Raw genomic sequence first — 21021 nt, forward strand, 5'->3', positions numbered from 1 at the left:
ATGGAGACGCCCGGCGCGATCGCCAAACTGCTGCGTTCCGCCGCCTTCAAGACCTTCGCCAGCGCCCTGCTGACCCTGCCCTATTGGTGGAGCGGACTGACGAAGTTGGCGGACTTCAAGGTCGCGCGGGCGGAGGCGGCCGGCTTCGGACTGGAACCCTCCGCAGTCTTCGTCGCCCTCGTCATCGCGGTTCAGTTGGGAGGCTCCGCGCTGCTGATCGTCGGCCGCTGGAGCTGGCTGGCGGCGGGCGCGCTCGGCGTCTTCACCGCCCTGGCCACCCTGATCGCCCACCCCTACTGGATGATCGCCGAGCCGGCGGCGCGGTTCCACGCGCTGAACACCTTCCTGGAACATCTGGGCTTGATCGGCGGCTTCATGGTCGCGGCCGCCCTGGCCGAGACGGAGCGCACGGCGTGACCGCCCCGTCGCCCCCGGAGTCCGCCCCGCTGGCAGGGGTCACCGGCGTAGGCATGGCGTTCGTCGGCGGCTATGTCGACGTGATCGGCTTTGTTCTGCTGTTCGGGCTGTTCGTCGCCCACGCCACCGGCAACCTCGTCATGCTGGGCGTGGCCCTTGCCGGGAACGGCGAAGGGCTGGCGACCAAGCTTTTGGCCCTGCCGGTCTTCGTGAGCGCCGCGGCTGCGGCCTACGCGCTCGTCAAATCACGCAAGGCGCGAGGCCTGCCCTGCGAAGCCGTGGTTTTAGTGGTGCAGGCGGTTCTGCTGCTGGCGTTCATGCTGCTGACTTTAAAGGCGGCGCCCACCGTCGGTGGGGACCGGCCGGAGGTCATGGCCGCCGCTTTCGTCGGCGTGGCCGCCATGGCCGTGCAGAATGTCGGGGCGCGGGTGGTCTTCGCGCGCCTGGCCCCCACCACCATGATGACCGGCAATGTCACCCAGATCGCGATCGATATCGTGGACATCGTGGCCAATCGCGGCGTGGACGAGGCCTTGCGCGCACGCCTCCTCAAGACATGGCCGCCCATTCTCGCCTTCGCGGCCGGGGCCGCCGCCGGAGCGGCCGGGGTCGTACTGGCCGGCGCGTGGAGCCTGAGCCTGGCCGCCGCCCTCGTCACCGCCCTGGCTGTGGCTCACGCCATCGCGGCGCGCCGCGCGGGAGGCCGTCAGCGGTCGAGCCCGCAACGCTAAGCTCCCGCCATCGCCCGCCCCTGGCGGCGCCATTGGAACGGCGTTGTCCCCAAGTGTCGGCGGAAGAGTCGGGTCAGGTGGGCCTGATCCGACAGGCCGCAAGCGTCGGCGATCTGGCAAAGGCTGTCGCTAGTTTGCAAGATCAGGGTCTGCGCCCGCTCCAGACGGCGACGCATGACATAGGCGTGGGGGGTCTCCCCTGTGGTCGCCTTGAAGGCGCGGCAGAAGTGGCTGGCGCTCAGCCGGATTCGGCTCGCGAGGTCCTCCACGAGAAGCCGCTGATCCAGATTGGCGTCCACGAACTCCGACACCCGGCGCAGCTGCCAGGGCGCCAGGACGCCCCGCGTCGCCGACAAAGCCGGGCTGGGATCTGAGCGCCGCGCGTCGACCGGATCAGGCCAAGCCGGCAGCGCCCGCAACAGGGCCTGCAGCTGGGACAAGCTCCGCCGGGCGGCCGCATCGCGGTCCAGCGTGCTGTCCATCTCCGCTAGGAGGCGCAAGGCCAGCGGACCCAAGTCCTCCAATGAGGTTTCGACGGGGTTGAGCATCATGTCGGGGCGACTCCAGGTTTGCTCCTGAAGCCAGACTGAAGCGCTGCCGCCCGGCTTCGCCATCGAACCAGGGTTTGGTCGTCTATCAACTTGGTCTGCGGAACCTAACCCATCGTATGGTCAAGTCGCCGACGGCAGTTCCTCGGGCTTTCGATGGCGCGGACCATACGATGGTGTGGCTTGCCCGCGCGGGCCATCAGGCCTGATGATGCCAAAATGGCTTATGGAAACCACCTGCTTGATGCTCCGGCCTGGCCGGGCGCGCGCTCGACGGCGGCGTTGAGCGAGCGTGCGATCAGGAGCGGCAAACCCGTGTCGAAACCGCCCGAGGCGCAGCACGCCGACGTCATGATCATTGATGACGATCCGCTGGTGCGACAGTCGCTGGACAGTCTGTTCAGATCCATCGGCCTGACCACCCGATGCCACGCCAGCGGCCAGGAAATGCTGGACGCGCCCGAACCCTTGGCGCCCTGCTGCATCGTCTTGGATGTCCGCATGCCCCAGATGGGAGGCTTCGAGTTCATCACAAAGCTTAGCGAGCGCGGCTGGCGGATTCCCGTCGTATTCATGACGGGTCACGGCGACATCCCCATGTCGGTGCGCGCCATGAAGAGCGGCGCCGTAGACTTCCTGCCCAAGCCTTTCCGCGAGCAGGACATGATCGACGCCGTCCACGCGGCCCTGGATCACGCCAAGGCCTATCTGGAGGAGCAAGCCCACGGCGCCGAGCTTAAGGCCCGCTGGGACTGCCTTACGCCTCGGGAGCGGCAGGTGTTCGAGGGCGTCGCCCAGGGGCTGCTCAATAAGCAGATCGCCGGCGACCTTGGACTATCGGAGATCACCGTTAAGCTGCATCGCGCCAGCATGTTGAGAAAAATGGGGGTGCGGACCGTAGCTGACCTGGTGCGAATTTCCCAAGCGTTGTCGGCCCTGCGCCCGCGCGACTAGATCGCCGCCGCTTCGCGACTTGATCGCGCGGAGCCCCTGAAGGCCGAGAGGAAACCCGCTTTTGCCGCCAGCCGTGATAGCCGTGATCGACGACGATGCGCTGGTGCGTACGGCGATCGCGAGCCTGATCCGATCCTACGACTATCGAACGGCCGTCTTCGCGTCCGCCGTGGAGTTCCTGGCGGCGGATCGGCAGGGCGTTTGCTGCATCGTCTCGGATCTCCAGATGCCCGAGCTCACCGGAATCGATCTGGCGCGCACGCTCCGTCGCGCCGGCGACCGCTCGCCCCTCATCCTGATGACGGCGCACTCGACCCCGACGGCGTGCCAGGAGGCCGCCGAGACGGGGGTGCACGCGGTGCTTGAGAAGCCTTTGGACCCCGAAGCGTTGATCTCCGCCCTCAGGCGCGCCATCGCGAGCCGCGAATGACCGGGCGCACAGCCTAGACTAGGCTCCGGCCAGGATCGGAAGCGAGAAGCTGAAACAAGCGCCGCCGCCTGCCCGCGGCTGGGCCGTGAGCACACCGCCGTGGGCTTCGATGATCGAGCGCCCGATCGCCAGGCCCATGCCCATGCCGCTCGACTTGGTCGTGAACAGCGGCATGAAGATCTGGTCGACCAGCTCGAGCGGAATGCCGCCGCCGGTATCCTCCACGCGCACCACCAGGCTCGCGCCCTCGATCGCCGAAGTGATGGTGAGCTCACGCCCCTCCGACCGCGCCGCAAGGGCGTCTAGGGCGTTTGTGACCAAGTTCAGCACGATCTGTTGCAGTTGAACACGGTCGCCCAGCACCTGGGTTTGACCGGCCGTCAACTGGCAGGTCAGGCTGACCTGTTGGGCCTCGACTTCAGGCTGGGTCAGACGGACGACGTCCTCGATTACGGCGTCCAGGACCAGCGGCTCCATCGCCGCGTAGTCCTGCTTGGCCAGGGAGCGGAGCGAAGCGATGATCGACGCCGCGCGCTCGGCGCCCGCCCGGATGCCGGAAAGACCCGCGACAGCCTCCTCGATGTCGGGAACCGGTCGTCGCAGCCAGCGAAGACTGGCGTCGGCGCCGCTGAGAATGCTGGCCAGCGGCTGGTTTACCTCATGGGCGATCGAGGCCGCGAGCCCTCCCATCATGGCCAGGTGGGCGGTGCGGGAAAGTTCGGTGCGAGCCAACCGGAGCGCCGCGTCGGCCTGGGACTTGCGCTCGTGATCGGCCAGCAGTCGCGAATGGCGCTGCGCGACGCGCAAGGCCGCCGCAGCCTGACCCGCCAGCAGCATCAGGGCCTGGGTGTCGAGACGTAGCGCCTGGGCGGGGGCCAAGGTCAGATAGACCATGCCGACCAGCCCATCGTCATGGCGTAGGGGAACGCCTACGGCTAGGTCGCCCTCCCCCTCCGCCACGACCGGTTCCGAGGCCCTAAGCAAGCGGGTGAGCATCGCCGTAGGTATCCGGTCTTCGGTCGGCACCGTGGACGAGAGACGAACTTCGACGCCGTCATCGGTCCGAACCCCGACCGCTTCGATCATCGGGTCGCTGTCCTTCAACAGCAGGAGCATCCCCCCCGGCGCTTGAGCGTGGTCGATCAGCGCCTCAAGGGCGGCGCGCAGGAGGTTGGGAAGCTCCACCTCCCCCGTCATCGCCCGGATCGAATCCAGCATGGCCGTCAGGTCGGGCGGACGATCCGCGGCGAGCCCCAGGGCGGCCGCCTTGGTTCGAAGCTGAGCGGCCTTGGCCGCCGCGCCCCAGGCCGAGTAGTGGTCCTGAGCTGCGGACGCATAGCGACCCGCCAGATGAACGAGACCTTCCTGGCGACAGAGGTCGCCGGCCAGCTCCTCGGCCAGAGCGCGCTCGTGCACGAAGGCGCCTGAGGCCGCGATCGCGGCATCAAAGGCGCGAAGCGCTTCCAGGGGTTGCCCCTGTAGACGCGCGATCTCGGCTTCGAGCATTATAAGGCGGTGCTCGAACGTGCTGGGATTACGGGATCGCCAGCGCGCCAGCCGCTCGCGCAAGGGCAGGATCTCTGCCAGCGCCCGATCCTTGTCGGTGTCTTGGGCCGCGTTCAGCGCACGGAACAAGGTCAGATAGGCCAGGTCGATGTGGGCCGGCAGCGCCCAGGCTACCGCTTCGGCCTCGGCCAGAGCCTGGGCGGCGCGCGCATGATCGCCAAACCAATAGGCGGCGACGCCGTCATAGAGTTTCAGCCAGCAGGTGGTCGACGCGGACACCACCACATCGGAAGGCGCGTCGGCCCCGGCCTCATAGCCAAGTTGCATGCGTCGAACGAAGCCATGCTGAGCCTCGATCAGGATTTCGATGTCGCGGAAGCCGAAACGCCGCGCGAACGCGATACCCCGTCGCGCGTCCTTCTCGACGTCCGCGAGCGGTCGCCCCATCTGGATCAAATCGGAGACCAGGTGGTTGCGGGCATAGCAGCTCATCGCCAGATCGCCCGCGGCCTTGGCCGCAGCGATAGCGTCGTAGACCCGCTCCAGCGCGTAACCGAACGGCTTGATCCAGGGACTGAGCTGATCCATGGCGAGCAGCGCCGTCGTGCGCTGACCTTCGAAACCGTGGCGCTCCACCAGCTCCAGCGCCGCCTGCACATAGGCGAAGCCGTCCTCATGCCGATCGTGGAAATGGGCGATCATCACGCCGTACCAGGCCAGTCCGTAGGCGCTGTTCGACGTGATACCGTCGGCCAGGGTGAGCTCCACGACCTTGGCCAAATGCGTGAACAGCAGGCGATCCCCGGAGAAGGTCGTCACGATCAGCGTAGAGAGCAGCGAGGTCGCCAGGGCTGTCGCGGGGCTGTCGCTCAACGGACGCCGGGCGAAATCAGCGTCGGGACGGTCGCCCATCACAGCCCGGATTCGCTCCGCCGCCTCGAGGCAGGCGCTCTCCGAGGGCCCGCGCTCAAGCCGATGACCCAGAAGTTCGAGACCCGCGAGCGCGGCCGCGATGGCGCCCTCGTAGTCTGATTGAACCGTCCTCAGAACCGCCATCAACCGGTAGGTTTCGGCCCGGCTCAGCACCGTCAGGTCCTGTGACAGCAGCGTCGCCAGGTTTTCCTCGGCGTCGCTGATCTTCCCTCGCGCCATCAAGCTGGCGGCCTGTCCCTGCTTGATCGCGACGATCAGGGCGGGGTGATCTCGCCACCAGGAGCCCCTCACAAGCGCATCGGCGGCGTCGAGATAAGTAGCGGCTTGATCCAGCGAGCCGCTCGATGTCGCCAGGTCGGCGGCCCGGCGCAGGCTTTCGGCGAAACGCAGCCTAACACCGCCCCGCAGGGCGCCGACACCTTCATCTCGAACCGCCTTGAGGATCAGACCGGCGACCCGCAACAGCTGATCCGGGCTGTCCGCCGCGCGGCGAAGCAGCATCAGCCGTGCGGCGCGAGCATGCTGCAGCGGCCTGTCCTGGATCGGCGTCAAGAGGCGCGCGGCCTCGCGAACGCGGTCATGGGCGAAGCCGTAACCTTGTTCCATCGGCCTGACCAAGCCCTGAGCGATCAGGGCGTCGGTTGTCGGCGCCAGCGAAGGCTCAGAAGCCCTGACGAGGGCGGCCAGAAGACCTAACTCCGCATAGCCGTCCGCGAAGTCCAGGGCGGTGACGACAGCCAGCTGATCTTTCGGCAAGCTTTCGAGCTTCTCGGTCATGAACGACCGGACGTCCCGCGGCGCGGCCGCCAGGGCGCTCCCCTCGCTTCCATCCCGACCTGTAAGGTCAGTGGCGTCGGCGAAATGCGAGCGCAGCAGTTGCTCGATGAAGAAGGGATTGCCCTGGGCGCGCGCGTGGATCACGCCCGCCAGCCTTCCCAGCTCGTCGTCGTCGAGGCCCGCACACCCGAAGTGCGCCAGTATCTCGGTCGTCGCCGCAATCGAAAGCGGCTCCAGCCGAATCTCGGTGCGAGGCATCGACGTCGCGCGCAGCTGGACCAGCCAGTCATCATTTGGCGCGACATCGCCCACCTCCGAGGTTCGGAGAGTCAGAACGATCAAGACGTTCTGGGGCGTGGCCTGGCTTAGCGCCAAGAGCACCGCGCGCGTAGCCGGATCGGCCCACTGGACATCGTCCACCAGCAGGATCAACGGCCGTCCAGCCGCCGCGAACGCCTGCAACACCGCCGCAAAGCCGTGGTGCAGCCGGGACTGAGCCATCGCCGGAGGCAGATCCCGTCCGCGTGGCGGGCGGCCCGTCAAAGCCTCGGCCTCCGGCACAAGATCCAGAAGCAGCCGCCCGTCTCCCCCCAAGTCCGCCAAAAGTCGAGCCCGGATCGGGTTCAGCGTTTCGTCGCCTTCGCCCAACACGTCGGCGATCAACATGCGCAAGGCTTGAGTCAACGGACCAAGCGTTACGCCGTCCACAGAGGCCTCGCTCTTGCCGAAGGCGAAACGCGACTGATCGTGAGCGATCAAGGCGCGAAGACGGTGGGCCAAGGCCGACTTGCCGATCCCCGGCGCCCCGGAGATCACGATCAGTTCCGATCGTCCGGTCGTAGAGACCCGATTGAAGGCGTCGACCAGCGCAGCGGTTTCACGCAGACGCCCAAACAGGCGCTTGGAAGCGTGAAGCGTCATCTAGGCCGCGCCACGCGGGGCGAGCGCGCGCCGGATGGCCTCGCTTGAGCGTACGACCTGCCGATCCATATCGTTCGCGTTCGCCAAGTCACCACCGCCTCGCCCAGACGCTCGGCGTCGGCCACCGCAAGGCGGCGGCGAGGCGCATCGAGGCGCGCCACCACTTGCCAATACGTTGTACGACGCGCGACGCCACACTTGGCGCGTAGCTCAAGGCTCAATGCGCCGCAACAGCTTCCGCCGTCAGATCGTACAAAGAACAGCGTTGTGAGCGTTTCTCAGTCGCAGCGCAGCGCCACACGCTTGCCCCCCGAACGACGCCCCCCCCCCGGCAAGTTACGCTAGACTTAAGGCGTGAGCCCGAGCGTGTTCAAAGTTCAGCGCGGCGCGACTTCGCCCTACGAGGCCATCTCGTTGCGCAGGAGCGCCCGAAGCTCATGCTTGGCCACTTTTTCGAGCGTGGAACGGGGCAGGCTATCGACGAAGCGGATCAGCCGAGGGCGCTTGAAGGCGGCCAGCGCGTGTTCGCAGGCGGCCTCGATCTGCCGCTTGAGATCCTCGTCAGGCGCTCGGGCGGGCAGAACAAAGGCCGCCGGGACCTCGTCGAGCATCGGATGCGCCATGGCCACGACCGCGACCTCGGCGACGCCCGGGACCTGGGCGATGACGCGTTCGATCTCGGAGGCGGCGACATTTTCGCCCCCGACCTTCAACATGTCCTTGGATCGATCCGCGAAATAGAGCCATCCGTCCTGTCCGACCCGGACGCGGTCGCCGGTGATGAACAGGCCCTCGCGGGTGAACGCCGCCGCCGTCGCGGCGGGATCGTTCGCGTACTCCAGAAAGAGCGACACGCCCCGCTGGCCCTCCACGTAAAGGTTGCCGACCTCTCCAGGCGCCACCGCGCGGCCGTCGTCGTCGAGAACGTGAAGCCGGTAGCCCGGCGATGGTCGCCCCATGGACATCGGCGCGTCCGGATGGTCGACGGACCCGACCGATCCATGGGCGATGGTCTCGGTCATGCCCCACCAGCCGATCGAGCGGACGCCGAACATGGCGTCCCAAGGCGCGTCGCAGATGCCGTTGCCGAAGAACCGGTAGCTGTGCGTGGGCGGGACGTGCTGTTGAACCAGCGCCTTGGCGCAGAACGGCACCATCGAGGTCCAGGTCGCGCCATGACGAAGCGACACCGGCCAGAACCGCGAGGCCGAGAACCTGGGCTGCAACACCACGGTCGCGCCGACCCACAGGGACGCCAGCACCGAGTAGACCTGGGCGTTGGTGTGGAACAGCGGTAGGTAGGTCAGATGCACGTCGTCCGCCCGCAGGCCTTCATGCAGCGCGCACATCTTGGCGCCCCACAAGGCGTTGGCGTGGGTCCAGAGCACTGCCTTGGGGCGGGCGGTCGTGCCGGACGTGTATTGGATGCCGAACGGCGCCCAGGGGTCATGCGGACGTGGGGGCGCATGGGCCGGGTCGCCGTCAAGAGCGTCGAAGAGCTCAAAACCCGCCGGCAAGCCCTCCCCCGCGCTGGTCGCCACGCGCCAGGCGCCGGCCGGCAGAACGCTCGCCACCAGCGCGGCGAAGCCTGGCTGGGTGATCGCGCCGACGGCGCCGCTGTGATGGACGAAGTAGTCCAACTCGTCCTGCGTGGAGTTTGTGTTCGTGGTCACGGGCACGGCGCCGGCATAGGCGCACCCCAGCCACGCCAGAATGAACTCCGGACAGTTCTCAAGGTGAACCAGCACGCGATCGCCCGGTTTGACACCTCGGGCGTGCAGCCCGCCGGCGAAGCCGCGAAGCCGCTCGGCGAACGCCGCATAGCCCCAGCTCTCCTCTTCGCCTTCGAACGGCGCCCAGATCAGGAACGGGTGGTCGCCCCGGCCTTGCGCATGTCCGTCGATCAGGGTGCGGATGTCCATGCCCTCGAAGGGCGTCAACGGCCTCGCGACGGAGGTTTGATCGGTCATGAGGATGCTCCGCGACGGGTTGAGCAGAATGGGCGCGACGAACGCGCCTTGGATAGGGCGCCCCGAGGTGAGGTTAGAACTCTTGCGCGCGCAGGCCGGTCATCGTCCGCCAAGCCGTGCGCAAGGCGTCGGGGGAGCCTGCGCCAAAGACATGGCGGTCGGGCCGCACCAGCACCGCCTCGACGCCGCGCGCCTCGAACCAGCGCGAAAGCGGCTGGGCGAAGGGCTGCAGCGGGACGGCGTCCAGAGCCTTGCGGGTCAGAAGCCAGGCCTCCTGACCCAAGGCGTCGTCCAGGCGTGCGCCATCGGCCGCGAGACACTGAGGGAAGTAGGCGCCCGCATTAGCGTCGCCGGACAAGATCACGCCGACCGACAGCGCCGGATAGCCGGGCGGACCGCTGGGCAGCTTGCCCAACGCGCGGCCAAGTCCGATCTGCATATCGCGTACCCAGGCCGACAGGCGATTGGTCTTGCAGACCATCCTTCCCATCATCACCGCCATGTCGATCGTGGCGCGCAGATGGGGGCTTCGTTCAGGCTGATAGCTATCGAGCAGACTCTCGGGCGCGTCCGCCTTCAGGACGGCGGCGAGTTTCCAGGCCAGATTGTCCGCGTCACGCAGGCCCGAACATAGCCCCTGCCCCGCGAACGGCGGCGTCTGGTGCGCCGCGTCGCCGGCCAGGAGCACGCGCCCCTTACGCCATTCAGCGGCGATCCGCGCCCGGAAGGTGTAAACCGCCTTGCGTTCGATCCGCACCGCGCCCTTCACGTTCCACGGCTCCAGCAACGTCTCGATGAAGGCGTCCTGGCTGACCTGCTCGGGGGTCTCGCCCGGCAGGATCATAAACTCCCAGCGGTGACGCCCCTCCCCCATCAGAACGCAGGTGGTCGGGCGCTTCGGGTCGCAGATCTGCAGGTTGGCGGCGGGCAGGCGCGTGGCGTCATCGACCAGGACGTCGACCACCAGCCAGGGCTCCTCAAAGCGAAGATCGTCGAAGGTTATGCCAGCGGCCGAGCGCACGGGCGAGCGCGCGCCGTCGGCGCCGATCAGGAACCGGCTGCGCACTACCTTGTCGCCCTCGGCGGTGTTGATCCGGGTGGTGACGCCTTCGCCGTCGTCGACAAAGCCCTCCACGGCCCAACCCGACTTCAGCTCCGCCGTCTGCTGTCGCTGCAGCGAGCGGCGCAGCGCGGCCTCGACCGACGGCTGGTGGATCATGTTCGCGCCGGGCCAGCCCCCAGGCCCCATCCGGTCCGCGCCATCGAAGCGCATCAGAAGCTTTCCGCGAGCGTTGAGGAAGTCGTAGCGCGCCACACGGCGACTGGTCGCGAACACCGCGTCGGCCGCGCCGGCAGCCTGCAGGATACGCATGCCTTCGTGATCGATGTGAGCCGCGCGCGGCAGCGGAAAGATCGCTGTTTCCTTCTCCGCCACCACCACATTCACGCCATGCCGCGCCAGGAGGATGGCCAGGGTGACCCCCGTGGGTCCGCCTCCCGCGATCAGGACATCGCAATCAAGGTCCGCCACGTCACGCCTCGTCGACCATGACGGCCTCGATATGGCCGAGCCCGTCGATCTCACAGCGCACCACATCGCCGGCCTTCAGGAACTGGCGCGGATCCATGGCCGCGCCGACGCCGCCGGGCGTCCCTGTGAACAGACAGTCGCCCGGCTCCAGCGTCATGCCGACCGACAGATGCTCCACCTGACTCCAGATGTCGAAGACCAGGTGACGGGTGTTGGACTCCTGCCGCATCTGGCCATTCACGAAGCAGCGAAGATCCAGCGCATGAGGGTCTTCGACCTCGTCGGCGGTGACGATCCACGGCCCCATGGGCGCATGGGTGTCGAAGCTCTTGCCCAGCGACCACTGCGGCCCGGCGTGCTGCCAGAGGCGCTCGGTCACGTCGTTGCCGACGCAGTAGCCGAAGATCGCCGCGGGCGCGTCGGCCGCCGCGATGTGTTTGCCCCCCTTGCCGATGACCGCCACCAGTTCGACCTCGTAGTCGGCCGTCGCCGTGCCTTTGGCGATCTGGATGTCGTCGAAGGGACCGTTGACGCTGGTCTGGGCCTTGGTGAACCAGACCTGCCGTTGCGGCGTCTCCATCTTCGACTCGGCGATGTGGTCGGCGTAGTTGAGGCCGATCGCCCAGATCTTTCCCGGGCGCGGTATCGGCGCCTCCAGCTTGACCGAAGACAGCGGGACGCCCCCGCCCTCCTTCGCCCTGCGCTCCAGAGCGGTGCGAACCGTGTCCCAGTCGCGGATCAGGTCGATCATGGAGCCCGGCAGGCCGGTGTCGATGATGCTGTCTCCGACCACGATGCCCGTGCGGGTGCGGTTGTCGACGGTGTAGGTCGCGAGCTTCATGCGCCAATCCTCTGGGTGTCGCGACGAAACAGACGCTGAAGGCGCAGCACCATCGCGGTGATGAAGGAAACCAGGCCGGGCGGCGGCGGACGCTTGCCGGCGAACATCGGGTGGGGAGCGCCCCACTGCACCGCGAGCAAGGCGCTCATCGGCTGCTTTTGCGGAGGATCGGCCGCCGTGAACAGGTCTCCGTCGGTCCAGTGTTCCAGCTCGTTGCCGAACGGATCCTTCCAGTAATCGAAGACCTGACTGCCCATGATGTGGCGACCGACGCCCCAGGCGGACTGCCGGTTCCTGGATTTCAGGTACTGGTGGCCGACCATCAGGTCGTCCAGGTCGGCGACTTCAAAGGCGGCGTGCAGCAGACCCAGCGGACCGGGCAACTGCGCGAGAAACAGGGTGTGGTGATCCGCCGGCTTATCGCCGCGGTCGCATCGCATGAAGGCCCCGACCGGAACGCCCTCGGCGGCCTCCACCTCGTCGGAGGTGAGAAAGCCGAAGCGCTCCTTGTACCAGCGCTCCGAACGGCGAAAATCGCGGACCTTCAGAACCGCGTGTCCGATGCGGCGCACGTGGGCGGGCGCCGGCGACAGTCGGACGGCCTCTCGCAGACGGGTCTTCGACAGCGCGGTGTTCCAGCGCGCGCAGGCCGGCGGGGCCTCAGCCGTATCCTTGGTCTGGCCGGCGACGATCTCGACGCAATAGCCATCCGGATCGGTCAGTCGCACGACCTTGCCGCCGCCCGGAGCGCTCAGATCCTCCACCAGCACGCCGTCATGCGCCGCCAGGGCCTCAAGGTCCGAAACGCGCTCGGCGCGCAGGCCCAGCGCCAGGAGTCTCGCCTCGCCCGGCTCGGTCACATGCACGAAAGGGCGTCCGTCCTCCGCCCTGCCGTACAACCGCCCATCCGCCTCGAAGGCCGCCAGGCCGAAGTCCTCGAGAAACGCCCGCATGACGCCGAGGTCGGGCGCAGCGAAACGCACGTGCGCGATGTCTTCGATCCTGATCACCGACATGAGGTCCTCCCGCGCCAATCTAAGTTGACTACTTAGTCAGATTGGTTGCGACTGACCAAACAGTCAAGTACTTTCCTCACGTGCAAGACCCGTCAGACCTCTCCCCTCGCGCGGCCCGTACCCGCGCAGCCCTGCTTTCCGCCGGCTTTGAGCTTCTGGCCCTCAAGCCGATCGACGCCATTCCCGTCGACGAGGTCGTCGCCAAGGCCGGCGTGGCCAAGGGCAGCTTCTTCAACCACTTCGCCGACAAGCACGCCTTCGCCGCCGCGATCGCGGCCGAGGTGCGGCTTGAACTGGAAGAGCAGGTGACGCGCGCGAACCACGACATCGTCGATCCGGTCGAGCGCATCGCCAACGGCATGTGGATCAGCGCGCGGTTCGCCATACACAACCCCAAGCGGACGGCGGTCCTGCTGCGCGGCCTTGGCGGAGTGACCGAGCGCGCGCACCCGTTGAACAAGGGCGTGTCGAACGATTTCGAAGCCGCCGGGAGACGGGGCCTGATCAGCCCGGAAGCCAGGAACACAGGCGTTCTCTACTGGCTGGGCCTGTGTCAGGTGCTGATGGCGAGCCTTCTGGACGCCCCCGACGACGGCGACGCGGCGCGGGTGCGCGTGCGAGAGATGATGACCCTGGGGCTGACGGGCTTGGGCGTAACGCCCGCAGACGCAGCCAAGCTGTCCGACCAGCGCTGGGCCGCCTGATCGACCCGTCGCCACGCGGCGCTATGCGGGCCCCGCCGATCCACTAAGCTGCGCCCCATGAGTCGCGATCATCCTGCCCCGCCGGCCGGCCGCATCAAGATGGCCGACATCGCCAGGCTGGCGGGCGTATCGACATCCACGGTCTCGCGCGCGCTCTCGGGCCACAAGTCCATCCCCCAGGGGCTGAGAGACCGGATCGCCGAGCTCGCCCAAGCCCACGGCTATGTCGTCAATCAATCGGCCCGCAGCCTTCGCCTGCAACGCACCCATGTCATCGGCGTGGTCGTGCCGCTGGGCCACGAGCGCGAGCAGCTGATCAGCGATCCGTTCTTTCTGGAGATGATCGGCCGGCTGGCCGACGAGATCACCGGCCGAGGCTACGAGGTGCTGTTGAAGAAGGTCGTTGCGCCCAGAACTGGATGGTTGCAGCGCATCGTCCAGTCGCAGCGGTCGGACGGATTGCTGGTCATCGGACAAAGCGACCAGCACGACGCGCTCAACACCCTGGCCGACGAGTATCGCCCCCTGGTCGTCTGGGGCGGAGATATCGCCGAGCGTCGCTACTGCACGGTGGGCACGGACAATGTCGCGGGCGCGCGCATGGCCGTCCAGCACCTGGTCGCTCAAGGTCGACGACGCATCGCCTTTCTCGGACCGCCCGGCGCGCCGGAAGTCGAGCTGCGCCGCGCAGGCTACCTTCAAGCCCTGAGCGAAGCGGGCCTGACGCCGGAGCCCGACCTCTTCGCGCCGGCCCATTTCACGATCGAGACCGCGCAGCCGACAGTGCAGGCGCTGGTCGATAGCGGCGCGTCGTTCGATGCGGTGTTCGCCGCCTCCGACCTGATCGCGATGACGGCCGTTCAAACCTTGAAGCAGGCCGGTCGATCGGTTCCCGAAGAAGTCTCGGTGGTCGGCTTCGACGACATCGCGCTGGCGCAGCACGGCGCGCCGCCGTTGACCACGGTCCGCCAGGACCTGGCCGCCGGCGCGCGAGGCATGGTGGACCTGCTGTTTCGCCGCATTGCGGGCGGCGCCCCCGAGTCCGTATTCATGGCGCCGGAGCTCATCGTTCGCCAAACCTGAGCGGTCGGAGCGTGAGTGTTGCCAAATTAACGCAATCGATTGCGAATTTCATGAACACCGTCATTTTTGGCCTTCGCAATCGATTGCGTATGACGCATGGTGTCATCGCAGCCATCGCCAAAAGAAGCGGCGGCGACAGAGGAGGAAGTGATGAACAGGCAAAAAGCTCGCCTGCTGGCCGGCGTCGCCGTGCTGACCGTGCTGCCCTTGGCGGCGCACGCCCAACAGACCACCCCGCGCGATAACGACGTCCTGGAGCTCGACGCCGTCGTCATCACCGCCTCGCGCGACGGCGCGACCAAGATGAACTCATCGATTTCCGTGAGCGCGCTGTCGGCCGACCAGATCCTGGCCCAGGCCCCGCGCTCGACCGCCGAAATCTTCCGAGGCCTACCGGGCGTGCGTTCGGAATCCACCGGCGGCGACGGCAACGCCAACATCGCCGTGCGCGGCCTGCCCGTGGCCTCGGGCGGCGCCAAGTTCCTGCAACTGCAGGAAGACGGCCTGCCGGTCATGGAATTCGGCGACATCGCGTTCGGCAACGCCGACATCTTCCTCCGCGCCGATCAGAACGTGGCCCGTATCGAGTCGGTCCGCGGCGGCTCGTCCTCGACCTTCGCGTCGAACTCGCCCGGCGGCGTCATCAACTTCATCAGCAAGACCGGCGAGGTCGAGGGCGGCGAGATCGCCCTGACCAAAGGGCTCGGCTACGATCACACGCGCCTGGACTTCGACTACGGCGCGCCGATCAGCGACACGCTGCGCTTCCATGTCGGCGGCTTCTACCGCGAGGGCGAAGGCGCGCGGAAGTCGGGCTACACCTCCGAGAAGGGCGGCCAGATCAAGGCCAACCTGACCAAGGACTTCGAGAACGGCTTCGTTCGGCTGAGCGTCAAATATCTGAACGATCGCGCCGTCGGTTACCTGCCGATGCCGACGCGGGTGAGCGGCTCCAACGGCGATCCGGACATCGGCTCGTTCGCCGGCTACGACATCGGCCGCGACGATCTGCAGTCGGTTTACCTGACCAGCAATCCGGGCCTCGACGGCGATGGCAACCGCCGCATCAGCAAGGTCGCCGACGGTATGCACCCCGACACCCTGCAGTTCGGCGCCGAAGCCAAGTTCGACGTTGGCGGCTGGAAGATCGAGGACCGCTTCAAGGTCGCCAAGACCTCGGGCCGCTTCGTCGCCCCCTTCCCCGCCGAGGTGCTCGGAGCTCAGGCGCTGGCGACCTCGATCGGCGGCGCGGGCGCGACCCTGCGCTACGCCAATGGCCCGAACGCGGGCCAGGCGATCACCGCGCCGGGCAGCCTGAACGGCAACGGCCTGGCGATGCGGATCCACATGTTCGACGTCGAGATCAACGACTTCGGCAACGCCATGAACGACCTGAAGCTGTCGCGCAGCTTCGATACGGGCGAAGCGGTGATCGACGTGACGGCCGGCTACTACAAGTCGCGCCAGACCATCGCCATGGACTGGCTGTGGAACACCTTCGTCTCGGAAGTGAAGGGCGACAACGCCGCCCTGCTCGACGTCTTCAACAGCGCCGGGACCAAGCTGACCCAGACGGGCCTCGCCGCCTACGGCGTGCCGCTGTGGGGCAACTGCTGCACCCGCCGCTACGACGTCACCTACGACATCGACGCGCCCTATCTGAGCCTGTCGAGCCGTATCGGCGCCCTGAGCCTGGACGCCAGCCTTCGCCGCGACGAAGGCAAGGCGCGCGGCCTCTATGCGGGCGCCAAGCAAGCCGCAATCGACGTCAATGGCGACGGCGTGATCCAGAACGTCGAGCAGAGCGTATCGGTGATCGACAACGCCAAGGCCTCGCCGGTCAACTACGACTGGGGCTACACGTCCTGGTCGCTGGGCGCGAACTATCAGTTCAATCCTGACGTCGCGGCCTTCGCTCGCGTCAGCCGCGGCGGCCGCGCCAACGCCGACCGCCTGCTGTTCGGCAAGGTCCGCGCCGACGGCACGGTGTCCAAGGAAGACGCCGTCGACATGGTCGACCAGGTCGAGGGCGGGGTGAAGTATCGCCGCAACGGCTTTGGCCTGTTCGCGACGGCCTTCTGGGCCCGCACGCAGGAGCAGAACTTCGAGGCCACCAGCCAGAAGTTCTTCGACCGCACCTACAAGGCCAAGGGCGTCGAACTGGAGGCCAGCTATCGCATCGGCGGTCTCTCCATCACCGGCGGGGCCACCTACACCGACGCCGTCATCGACAAGGACGCCCTGACGCCGGCCGTCGTCGGCAATACGCCGCGCCGCCAGGCCAAGTGGATCTACCAGTTCGCCCCGACCTGGACGATCAACGATAAGGCCACGATCGGCGCCAGCGTCATCGGCACCACCAAGGCCTACGCCCAGGACGACAACCAGTTGATCTTCCCGGCTTACGCCCAGGTGAACGCCTTCGCCGAGTACAAGCTGGCGGAAACGCTGTCGCTTTCGGTCAACGCCAACAACCTGTTCGACAAGGTCGGCCTGACCGAGGCGGAAGAAGGTTCGATCACGGCGGGGGCGGTCAATGCGATCCGCGCGCGCTCGATCAACGGCCGAACTGTCACGGCGACGCTTCGCTACAGCTTCTAGTCCCCTGGCCGGGCGGGCCTCCTGCCCCGCCCGGCCGATTAGCCTCGCCAAGCCGTTCAAGGCTGGGCGAGGCTCCTCTTTCAACGAGTTCGCTGGCATGGCCTTCGCCGCATCGACCCCGACGCACGAGAATCGCGTCCAGGCCCGCTTTACGCGGCTCTGGCCGGAGATCGAGCGGCGCTTCGCCAGTCTCTACGGCCAGCATCCGCGCGGCGCGGAGGTGATGGATCGTCTCAAGCGCACGCTCATGGACGCTGCGCTGGCGCGTCCACAACCCCTTCGCGCCTTGGACGCGGCTCGGGAAGCCGACCCCGACTGGCTGCAGACGCCGGGCCAAAGCGCCTACACCTTCTACGTCGATCGCTTCGCCGGCGACCTGAACGGCGTTCGCGACAAGCTGGACTACCTGTCCGACCTGGGCGTGCGCTGGCTCCATCCCCTGCCCCTTCTGGAGCCACGTCCTGGCGACAGCGATGGCGGCTTCGCCGTGGCCGACTACCGCAAGGTGGATCCCAAGCTGGGAACGATCGACGACCTTGAGGCTCTGGCCGACGACCTGCGCCGCCGCGACATGGGTCTCATCCTGGATGTGGTGTGCAACCACACCGCCCGCGAACACGCCTGGGCCGTCAAGGCGCGCGCAGGCGACCCCGCCTATCGCGACTACTATATCGTGCTCCCAGACGCGCAGAGCGCCGCCGGCCGCGACCAGGAGCTGATCGACGTCTTCCCCGACACGGCCCCCGGCAGCTTCACCTATGACGCGGAGATGGGCGGCTATGTCTGGACCACCTTCTATCCGTTCCAGTGGGACCTGAACTACGCCAACCCGGCCGTCTTCGCCGAGATGCTGGAGGTTCTGATCTTCCTGGCCGGCAAGGGCGCGCAGGGCTTCCGGCTCGACAGCGCGCCGTTCCTCTGGAAGCAGGCCGGCACCACCTGTCGCAACCTTCCCCAGACCTATGACATCGTCGAGGCCTGGCGCGCGGCGTTGTCGATCGTAGCGCCGGGCGTCGTGCTGCTGGCCGAGGCGATCGAGAGCCTGGAGGACGTCATCCCGTTCTTCGGTCGCGCGGCGCCGGGCTGCAACCTCGCCTACAACAATGTGGTCATGACCGCCCTGTGGGCCGCGCTGGCCGACGGCGACGCCGCCATCGCGCGTCATTGCCTGGCCGTGGCCGCGCGGAAGCCCGCTCAGGGCGTCTGGTTGAACTATGTCCGCTGTCACGACGACCTGATCTGGAACGCGCTCGCCGCCTATGCGCCGCCCGCCGATCTGGCGCGCTGGTCGGCGGCCTATGGCCGGGGCGAGGGTTTCTCGCGAGGGCGCGCCTTCCAGACCGCCGATGGCGGCGTGCCGTCCACCAACGGGATGGCGGCCTCCCTGGTCGGCCTCGACGCGGCCGACGACATCGAGAGCGCAGCTGCGCGCCGCCTTTGCCTGCTCTACGGCGTGATTCACGCGCTGGATGGCTGGCCGCTGATCTACATGGGCGACGAGATCGGCCTCGGCGATGACGAGACCTACGAACAAGACCCCCTCCGCGCAGGCGACGGGCGCTGGCTGCATCGTCCACTGATGGACTGGCGTCGGGCCGAGCGTCGTCGAGCGTCGGGTTCCGTCGAGTCTGGCCTGTTCACAGCTTTCGCCCGCTTTGGGCGCGCGGCGCGGGCCCTGGCGTCCTTCGGCGTCTCCGGCGCGGCCGCGCCGATTGACCTGGGGGCGCGTCAGGTCTTGGCCTTCCAGCGAATGGGCGAGGCCGGCCAACTGCTGTGCGTGGCCAATCTTTCCGCCGAACCCGTGGAGATCACCCTGCCCCCGGCCTATGCCGAGGACGCGCTCGATATCCTGACCGACGAGGCCGCCGCCTCCGTCGTTCGCCTGGAGTCCTACGCGCAGAAATGGCTGGTCGCTCGATGAGCCGCGTCGCTGCGATCGAGCTTGGCGGCACCAAGGCGCTGGTCGCTTTCGGATCAAGCCCGTCCGACCTGACGCCCGCGACGCGGATCGCCACCACCTCGCCCGATGAGACGCTGGCGCGGATCGAGGCGGTGCTCGACGCCAAGCGGGGCGGGTTCGATGCGATCGGCGTCGCCAGCTTCGGCCCCATCCGTCTCGACAGGCGTGCTTCGGACTGGGGCCATATTCTCAAGACACCCAAGCCCGGCTGGTCCGGCGCGGATGTCGCTCAGCGACTGAGCGATCGGTTCGGCGCGCCGCTGGCGCTCGACACCGACGTGAACGGCGCGGCGCTCGGCGAAGGCCGATGGGGCGCAGCGAAGGGCCTGTCCACCTACGCCTATATCACGATCGGCACCGGCGTCGGCGTCGGCCTGATCGTCAACGGCGCGCCAGTACACGGCCTTCTGCATCCTGAGGCCGGCCACCTGCTGGTGCGGCGCGACGCGGCCAGGGACCCGTTCATCGGCGCCTGCCCCTTCCACGGCGACTGCCTGGAAGGCCTGATCAGCGGACCGGCCCTGGCGGCGCGGACTGGCGCCCCCGGAGAGACCCTCGCCGCAGACGACCCCCTCTGGGACCTTGTCGCCGATTATCTGGGCCAACTGCTGTGCAGCCTCGCGCTGACCGTATCGCCCGAGCGCATCATCGTCGGCGGCGGCGTCGGCATGAACCCGCACGTGCTGAGCCGTGCGCGAGCCAAGCTACAGAGCGCCCTCGCCGGCTATCTTGACGCATTGACCACTGACGCGGCGATCGAAACCCTCGTCGTCGCTCCGGCGCTCGGCGGCGACGCCGGTCTCCTCGGGGCGGTCGCCTTGGCCCAGGCCGCCAACCCACAAGTCCAGGAGCTGACGCAATGACGTCGACGGCACAGGTCACGCAGGACCCGCGACGGATCCGCATCCTGACCTATCTGATGTTCATGATGTTCGCGATGACCACCGACTCGGTCGGCGTGATCATCCCCCACGTAATCAAGACCTTCGAGCTGGGCATGGCGGCGGCGGGCTCGTTCCACTACGCCAGCATGACCGGCATCGCGCTGGGCGGGGTGGGTCTGGGCTTCCTTGCCGATCGACTGGGCCGTAAGGCGACGATCGTCATTGGCCTGGTCGCCTTCGCCGTCACGGCCTTTCTGTTCGCCGTGGGCCAAACCTTCGGCTTTTTCGTCGGACTGCTGCTGATCTCGGGACTGGCGATCGGGGTCTTCAAGACCGGCGCCCTGGCCCTGATCGGCGACATCTCGACCTCGACCCGCGCCCACACCGCCACCATGAACATGGTGGAGGGATTTTTTGGCCTGGGCGCCATCATCGGACCGGCGATCGTGGCCGCCCTGTTGGCGAACGGGGCTTCGTGGAAGTGGCTCTATGTCATCGCCGGCGCGCTATGTGTCCTGCTGATCATCGCGGCGATGACCGTCCGCTATCCCGAGGTTCCGCGGACGGCGCAGGAGAAGACCGATCCCCGTGCGACGCTGGCGATGTTCGGCAACCCCTACGCGCTCGGCTTCAGCCTGGCGATCATGCTGTATGTCGGGGTCGAGACGGCGATCTATGTTTGGATGCCGACCCTGTTGGCGGGGTACAAGGGGCCGGCCGTCGCTTTGGCGGCGTACGCCCTGTCGATCTTCTTCGTTCTGCGCGCCGCTGGACGCTTCCTTGGCGCCTGGCTCCTCAGTCGCCTGGCCTGGACCCAAGTGGTCGCGCTCTGCAGCGTGGCGATCCTGGTCTGCTTCGGCGCGGCCCTGACGGGCGGGCGCGAGGTGGCGGTGTTCTCGCTGCCGTTCTCGGGCCTGTTCATGTCGGTGCTCTACCCGACCCTGAACTCCAAAGGCATCAGCTGCTTTCCCAAGGCCCAGCACGGCTCGGTCTCCGGCGTCATCCTGTTCTTCACCTGCGTCAGCGCGGTGGTGTCTCCCTGGATGATGGGCCTGGTCAGCGACCATTTCGGCGACGCCAGCTACGGCTTTGGGCTGGCGACTGTGCTGGCCGCGGCCCTGGCGCTGCTGGCCGCGTTCAACCTGGTCGCCGACCCCAGCCGCCATAAGCTGCTGGCCCGGCAGGAAGCCGACTATGTCGTGGCGGACTAGCCT

The 21021-nt window shown here is 67.5% G+C and carries 16 protein-coding genes; 10 read left to right on the top strand and 6 right to left on the bottom strand.

All coding sequences use genetic code 11. The annotated features are described in order from the left end of the window. Positions 1-417 carry a DoxX family protein gene (locus CSW63_RS15120; RefSeq protein ID WP_062093569.1) on the top strand — a complete coding sequence of 139 codons (417 nt, stop codon included), beginning with the start codon at positions 1-3 and terminating at the stop codon, positions 415-417. Continuing rightward, the gene (locus CSW63_RS15125) at positions 414-1148 is read left to right on the top strand and encodes a YoaK family protein (protein WP_231737268.1); all 735 of its coding nucleotides are present in this window, start codon (positions 414-416) and stop codon (positions 1146-1148) included. Before CSW63_RS15120 ends, CSW63_RS15125 begins: the two co-directional genes overlap by 4 nt. Here the strand turns inward: CSW63_RS15125 and CSW63_RS15130 are convergent. After that, positions 1145-1699 carry a helix-turn-helix domain-containing protein gene (locus tag CSW63_RS15130; RefSeq protein ID WP_062093567.1) on the bottom strand — a complete coding sequence of 185 codons (555 nt, stop codon included), beginning with the start codon at positions 1697-1699 and terminating at the stop codon, positions 1145-1147. The genes CSW63_RS15125 and CSW63_RS15130 overlap by 4 nt on opposite strands. Positions 1700-2011: 312 nt before the next feature. On the opposite strand from CSW63_RS15130, the gene CSW63_RS15135 reads away from it, so the two are divergent. Both CSW63_RS15135 and CSW63_RS15140 read left to right on the top strand, forming a co-directional pair. After that, on the top strand, positions 2012-2650 hold the full coding sequence (locus CSW63_RS15135) for a response regulator transcription factor (RefSeq protein WP_231737266.1): 639 nt from the start codon (positions 2012-2014) through the stop codon (positions 2648-2650). Between the two features lie 82 nt (positions 2651-2732). Beyond that, entirely contained in the window at positions 2733-3080 is a 348-nt protein-coding gene (locus CSW63_RS15140; RefSeq protein ID WP_168193667.1) for a response regulator transcription factor, read from the top strand. An 18-nt stretch (positions 3081-3098) separates the two neighbouring features. Here the strand turns inward: CSW63_RS15140 and CSW63_RS15145 are convergent, their stop codons facing one another. The 5 genes from CSW63_RS15145 to CSW63_RS15165 all read right to left on the bottom strand — a co-directional run bounded on the left by CSW63_RS15145 (position 3099) and on the right by CSW63_RS15165 (position 12575). Beyond that, the gene (locus CSW63_RS15145; RefSeq protein WP_062093565.1) at positions 3099-7217 is read right to left on the bottom strand and encodes an AAA family ATPase; all 4119 of its coding nucleotides are present in this window, start codon (positions 7215-7217) and stop codon (positions 3099-3101) included. A 398-nt stretch (positions 7218-7615) separates the two neighbouring features. Beyond that, positions 7616-9187 carry an AMP-binding protein gene (locus tag CSW63_RS15150; RefSeq protein WP_062093564.1) on the bottom strand — a complete coding sequence of 524 codons (1572 nt, stop codon included), beginning with the start codon at positions 9185-9187 and terminating at the stop codon, positions 7616-7618. A 73-nt stretch (positions 9188-9260) separates the two neighbouring features. Next, a complete protein-coding gene (locus CSW63_RS15155; RefSeq protein WP_062093563.1) occupies positions 9261-10718 on the bottom strand; it encodes a bifunctional 3-(3-hydroxy-phenyl)propionate/3-hydroxycinnamic acid hydroxylase in 1458 nt (485 codons plus the stop codon). Position 10719: 1 nt separating this feature from the next. Beyond that, positions 10720-11559, bottom strand: a complete 840-nt coding sequence (locus CSW63_RS15160; RefSeq protein WP_062093562.1) for a fumarylacetoacetate hydrolase family protein — start codon at positions 11557-11559, stop codon at positions 10720-10722. Beyond that, the gene (locus CSW63_RS15165; protein ID WP_062093561.1) at positions 11556-12575 is read right to left on the bottom strand and encodes a VOC family protein; all 1020 of its coding nucleotides are present in this window, start codon (positions 12573-12575) and stop codon (positions 11556-11558) included. Before CSW63_RS15165 ends, CSW63_RS15160 begins: the two co-directional genes overlap by 4 nt. An 80-nt stretch (positions 12576-12655) precedes the next feature. On the opposite strand from CSW63_RS15165, the gene CSW63_RS15170 reads away from it, so the two are divergent. The 6 genes from CSW63_RS15170 (at position 12656) to CSW63_RS15195 (ending at position 21018) form a co-directional block, all read left to right on the top strand. After that, positions 12656-13279 carry a TetR/AcrR family transcriptional regulator gene (locus CSW63_RS15170; RefSeq protein ID WP_062093560.1) on the top strand — a complete coding sequence of 208 codons (624 nt, stop codon included), beginning with the start codon at positions 12656-12658 and terminating at the stop codon, positions 13277-13279. Positions 13280-13336: 57 nt separating this feature from the next. Continuing rightward, a complete protein-coding gene (locus CSW63_RS15175; RefSeq protein WP_062093559.1) occupies positions 13337-14362 on the top strand; it encodes a LacI family DNA-binding transcriptional regulator in 1026 nt (341 codons plus the stop codon). A 150-nt stretch (positions 14363-14512) separates the two neighbouring features. Beyond that, positions 14513-16963: a TonB-dependent siderophore receptor gene (locus CSW63_RS15180; protein ID WP_062093558.1), complete on the top strand. Its 2451-nt coding sequence runs from the start codon at positions 14513-14515 to the stop codon at positions 16961-16963. 97 nt (positions 16964-17060) lie between these two features. Beyond that, positions 17061-18884 (top strand): alpha-amylase family glycosyl hydrolase, encoded by a 1824-nt coding sequence (locus tag CSW63_RS15185; RefSeq protein WP_099503319.1) that lies wholly within the window; start codon positions 17061-17063, stop codon positions 18882-18884. Beyond that, on the top strand, positions 18881-19786 hold the full coding sequence (locus CSW63_RS15190) for an ROK family protein (RefSeq protein WP_062093557.1): 906 nt from the start codon (positions 18881-18883) through the stop codon (positions 19784-19786). The genes CSW63_RS15185 and CSW63_RS15190 overlap by 4 nt, the downstream gene beginning before the upstream one ends. After that, positions 19783-21018: an MFS transporter gene (locus tag CSW63_RS15195; protein ID WP_062093556.1), complete on the top strand. Its 1236-nt coding sequence runs from the start codon at positions 19783-19785 to the stop codon at positions 21016-21018. The genes CSW63_RS15190 and CSW63_RS15195 overlap by 4 nt, the downstream gene beginning before the upstream one ends. The last annotated feature ends 3 nt before the right edge of the window (positions 21019-21021 follow it).

The sequence above is a fragment of the Caulobacter sp. FWC26 genome, from assembly GCF_002742645.2.
In the GTDB taxonomy this organism is placed as follows: Bacteria; Pseudomonadota; Alphaproteobacteria; order Caulobacterales; family Caulobacteraceae; genus Caulobacter.

Coding starts and splice junctions, on each gene's coding strand:
- CSW63_RS15130 (WP_062093567.1), bottom strand. CDS start 1,699: ATGATGCTCAACCCCGTCGAAACCTCATTGGAGGACTTGGGTCCGCTG.
- CSW63_RS15195 (WP_062093556.1), top strand. CDS start 19,783: ATGACGTCGACGGCACAGGTCACGCAGGACCCGCGACGGATCCGCATC.
- CSW63_RS15150 (WP_062093564.1), bottom strand. CDS start 9,187: ATGACCGATCAAACCTCCGTCGCGAGGCCGTTGACGCCCTTCGAGGGC.
- CSW63_RS15165 (WP_062093561.1), bottom strand. CDS start 12,575: ATGTCGGTGATCAGGATCGAAGACATCGCGCACGTGCGTTTCGCTGCG.
- CSW63_RS15145 (WP_062093565.1), bottom strand. CDS start 7,217: ATGACGCTTCACGCTTCCAAGCGCCTGTTTGGGCGTCTGCGTGAAACC.
- CSW63_RS15160 (WP_062093562.1), bottom strand. CDS start 11,559: ATGAAGCTCGCGACCTACACCGTCGACAACCGCACCCGCACGGGCATC.
- CSW63_RS15175 (WP_062093559.1), top strand. CDS start 13,337: ATGAGTCGCGATCATCCTGCCCCGCCGGCCGGCCGCATCAAGATGGCC.
- CSW63_RS15180 (WP_062093558.1), top strand. CDS start 14,513: ATGAACAGGCAAAAAGCTCGCCTGCTGGCCGGCGTCGCCGTGCTGACC.
- CSW63_RS15120 (WP_062093569.1), top strand. CDS start 1: ATGGAGACGCCCGGCGCGATCGCCAAACTGCTGCGTTCCGCCGCCTTC.
- CSW63_RS15185 (WP_099503319.1), top strand. CDS start 17,061: ATGGCCTTCGCCGCATCGACCCCGACGCACGAGAATCGCGTCCAGGCC.
- CSW63_RS15190 (WP_062093557.1), top strand. CDS start 18,881: ATGAGCCGCGTCGCTGCGATCGAGCTTGGCGGCACCAAGGCGCTGGTC.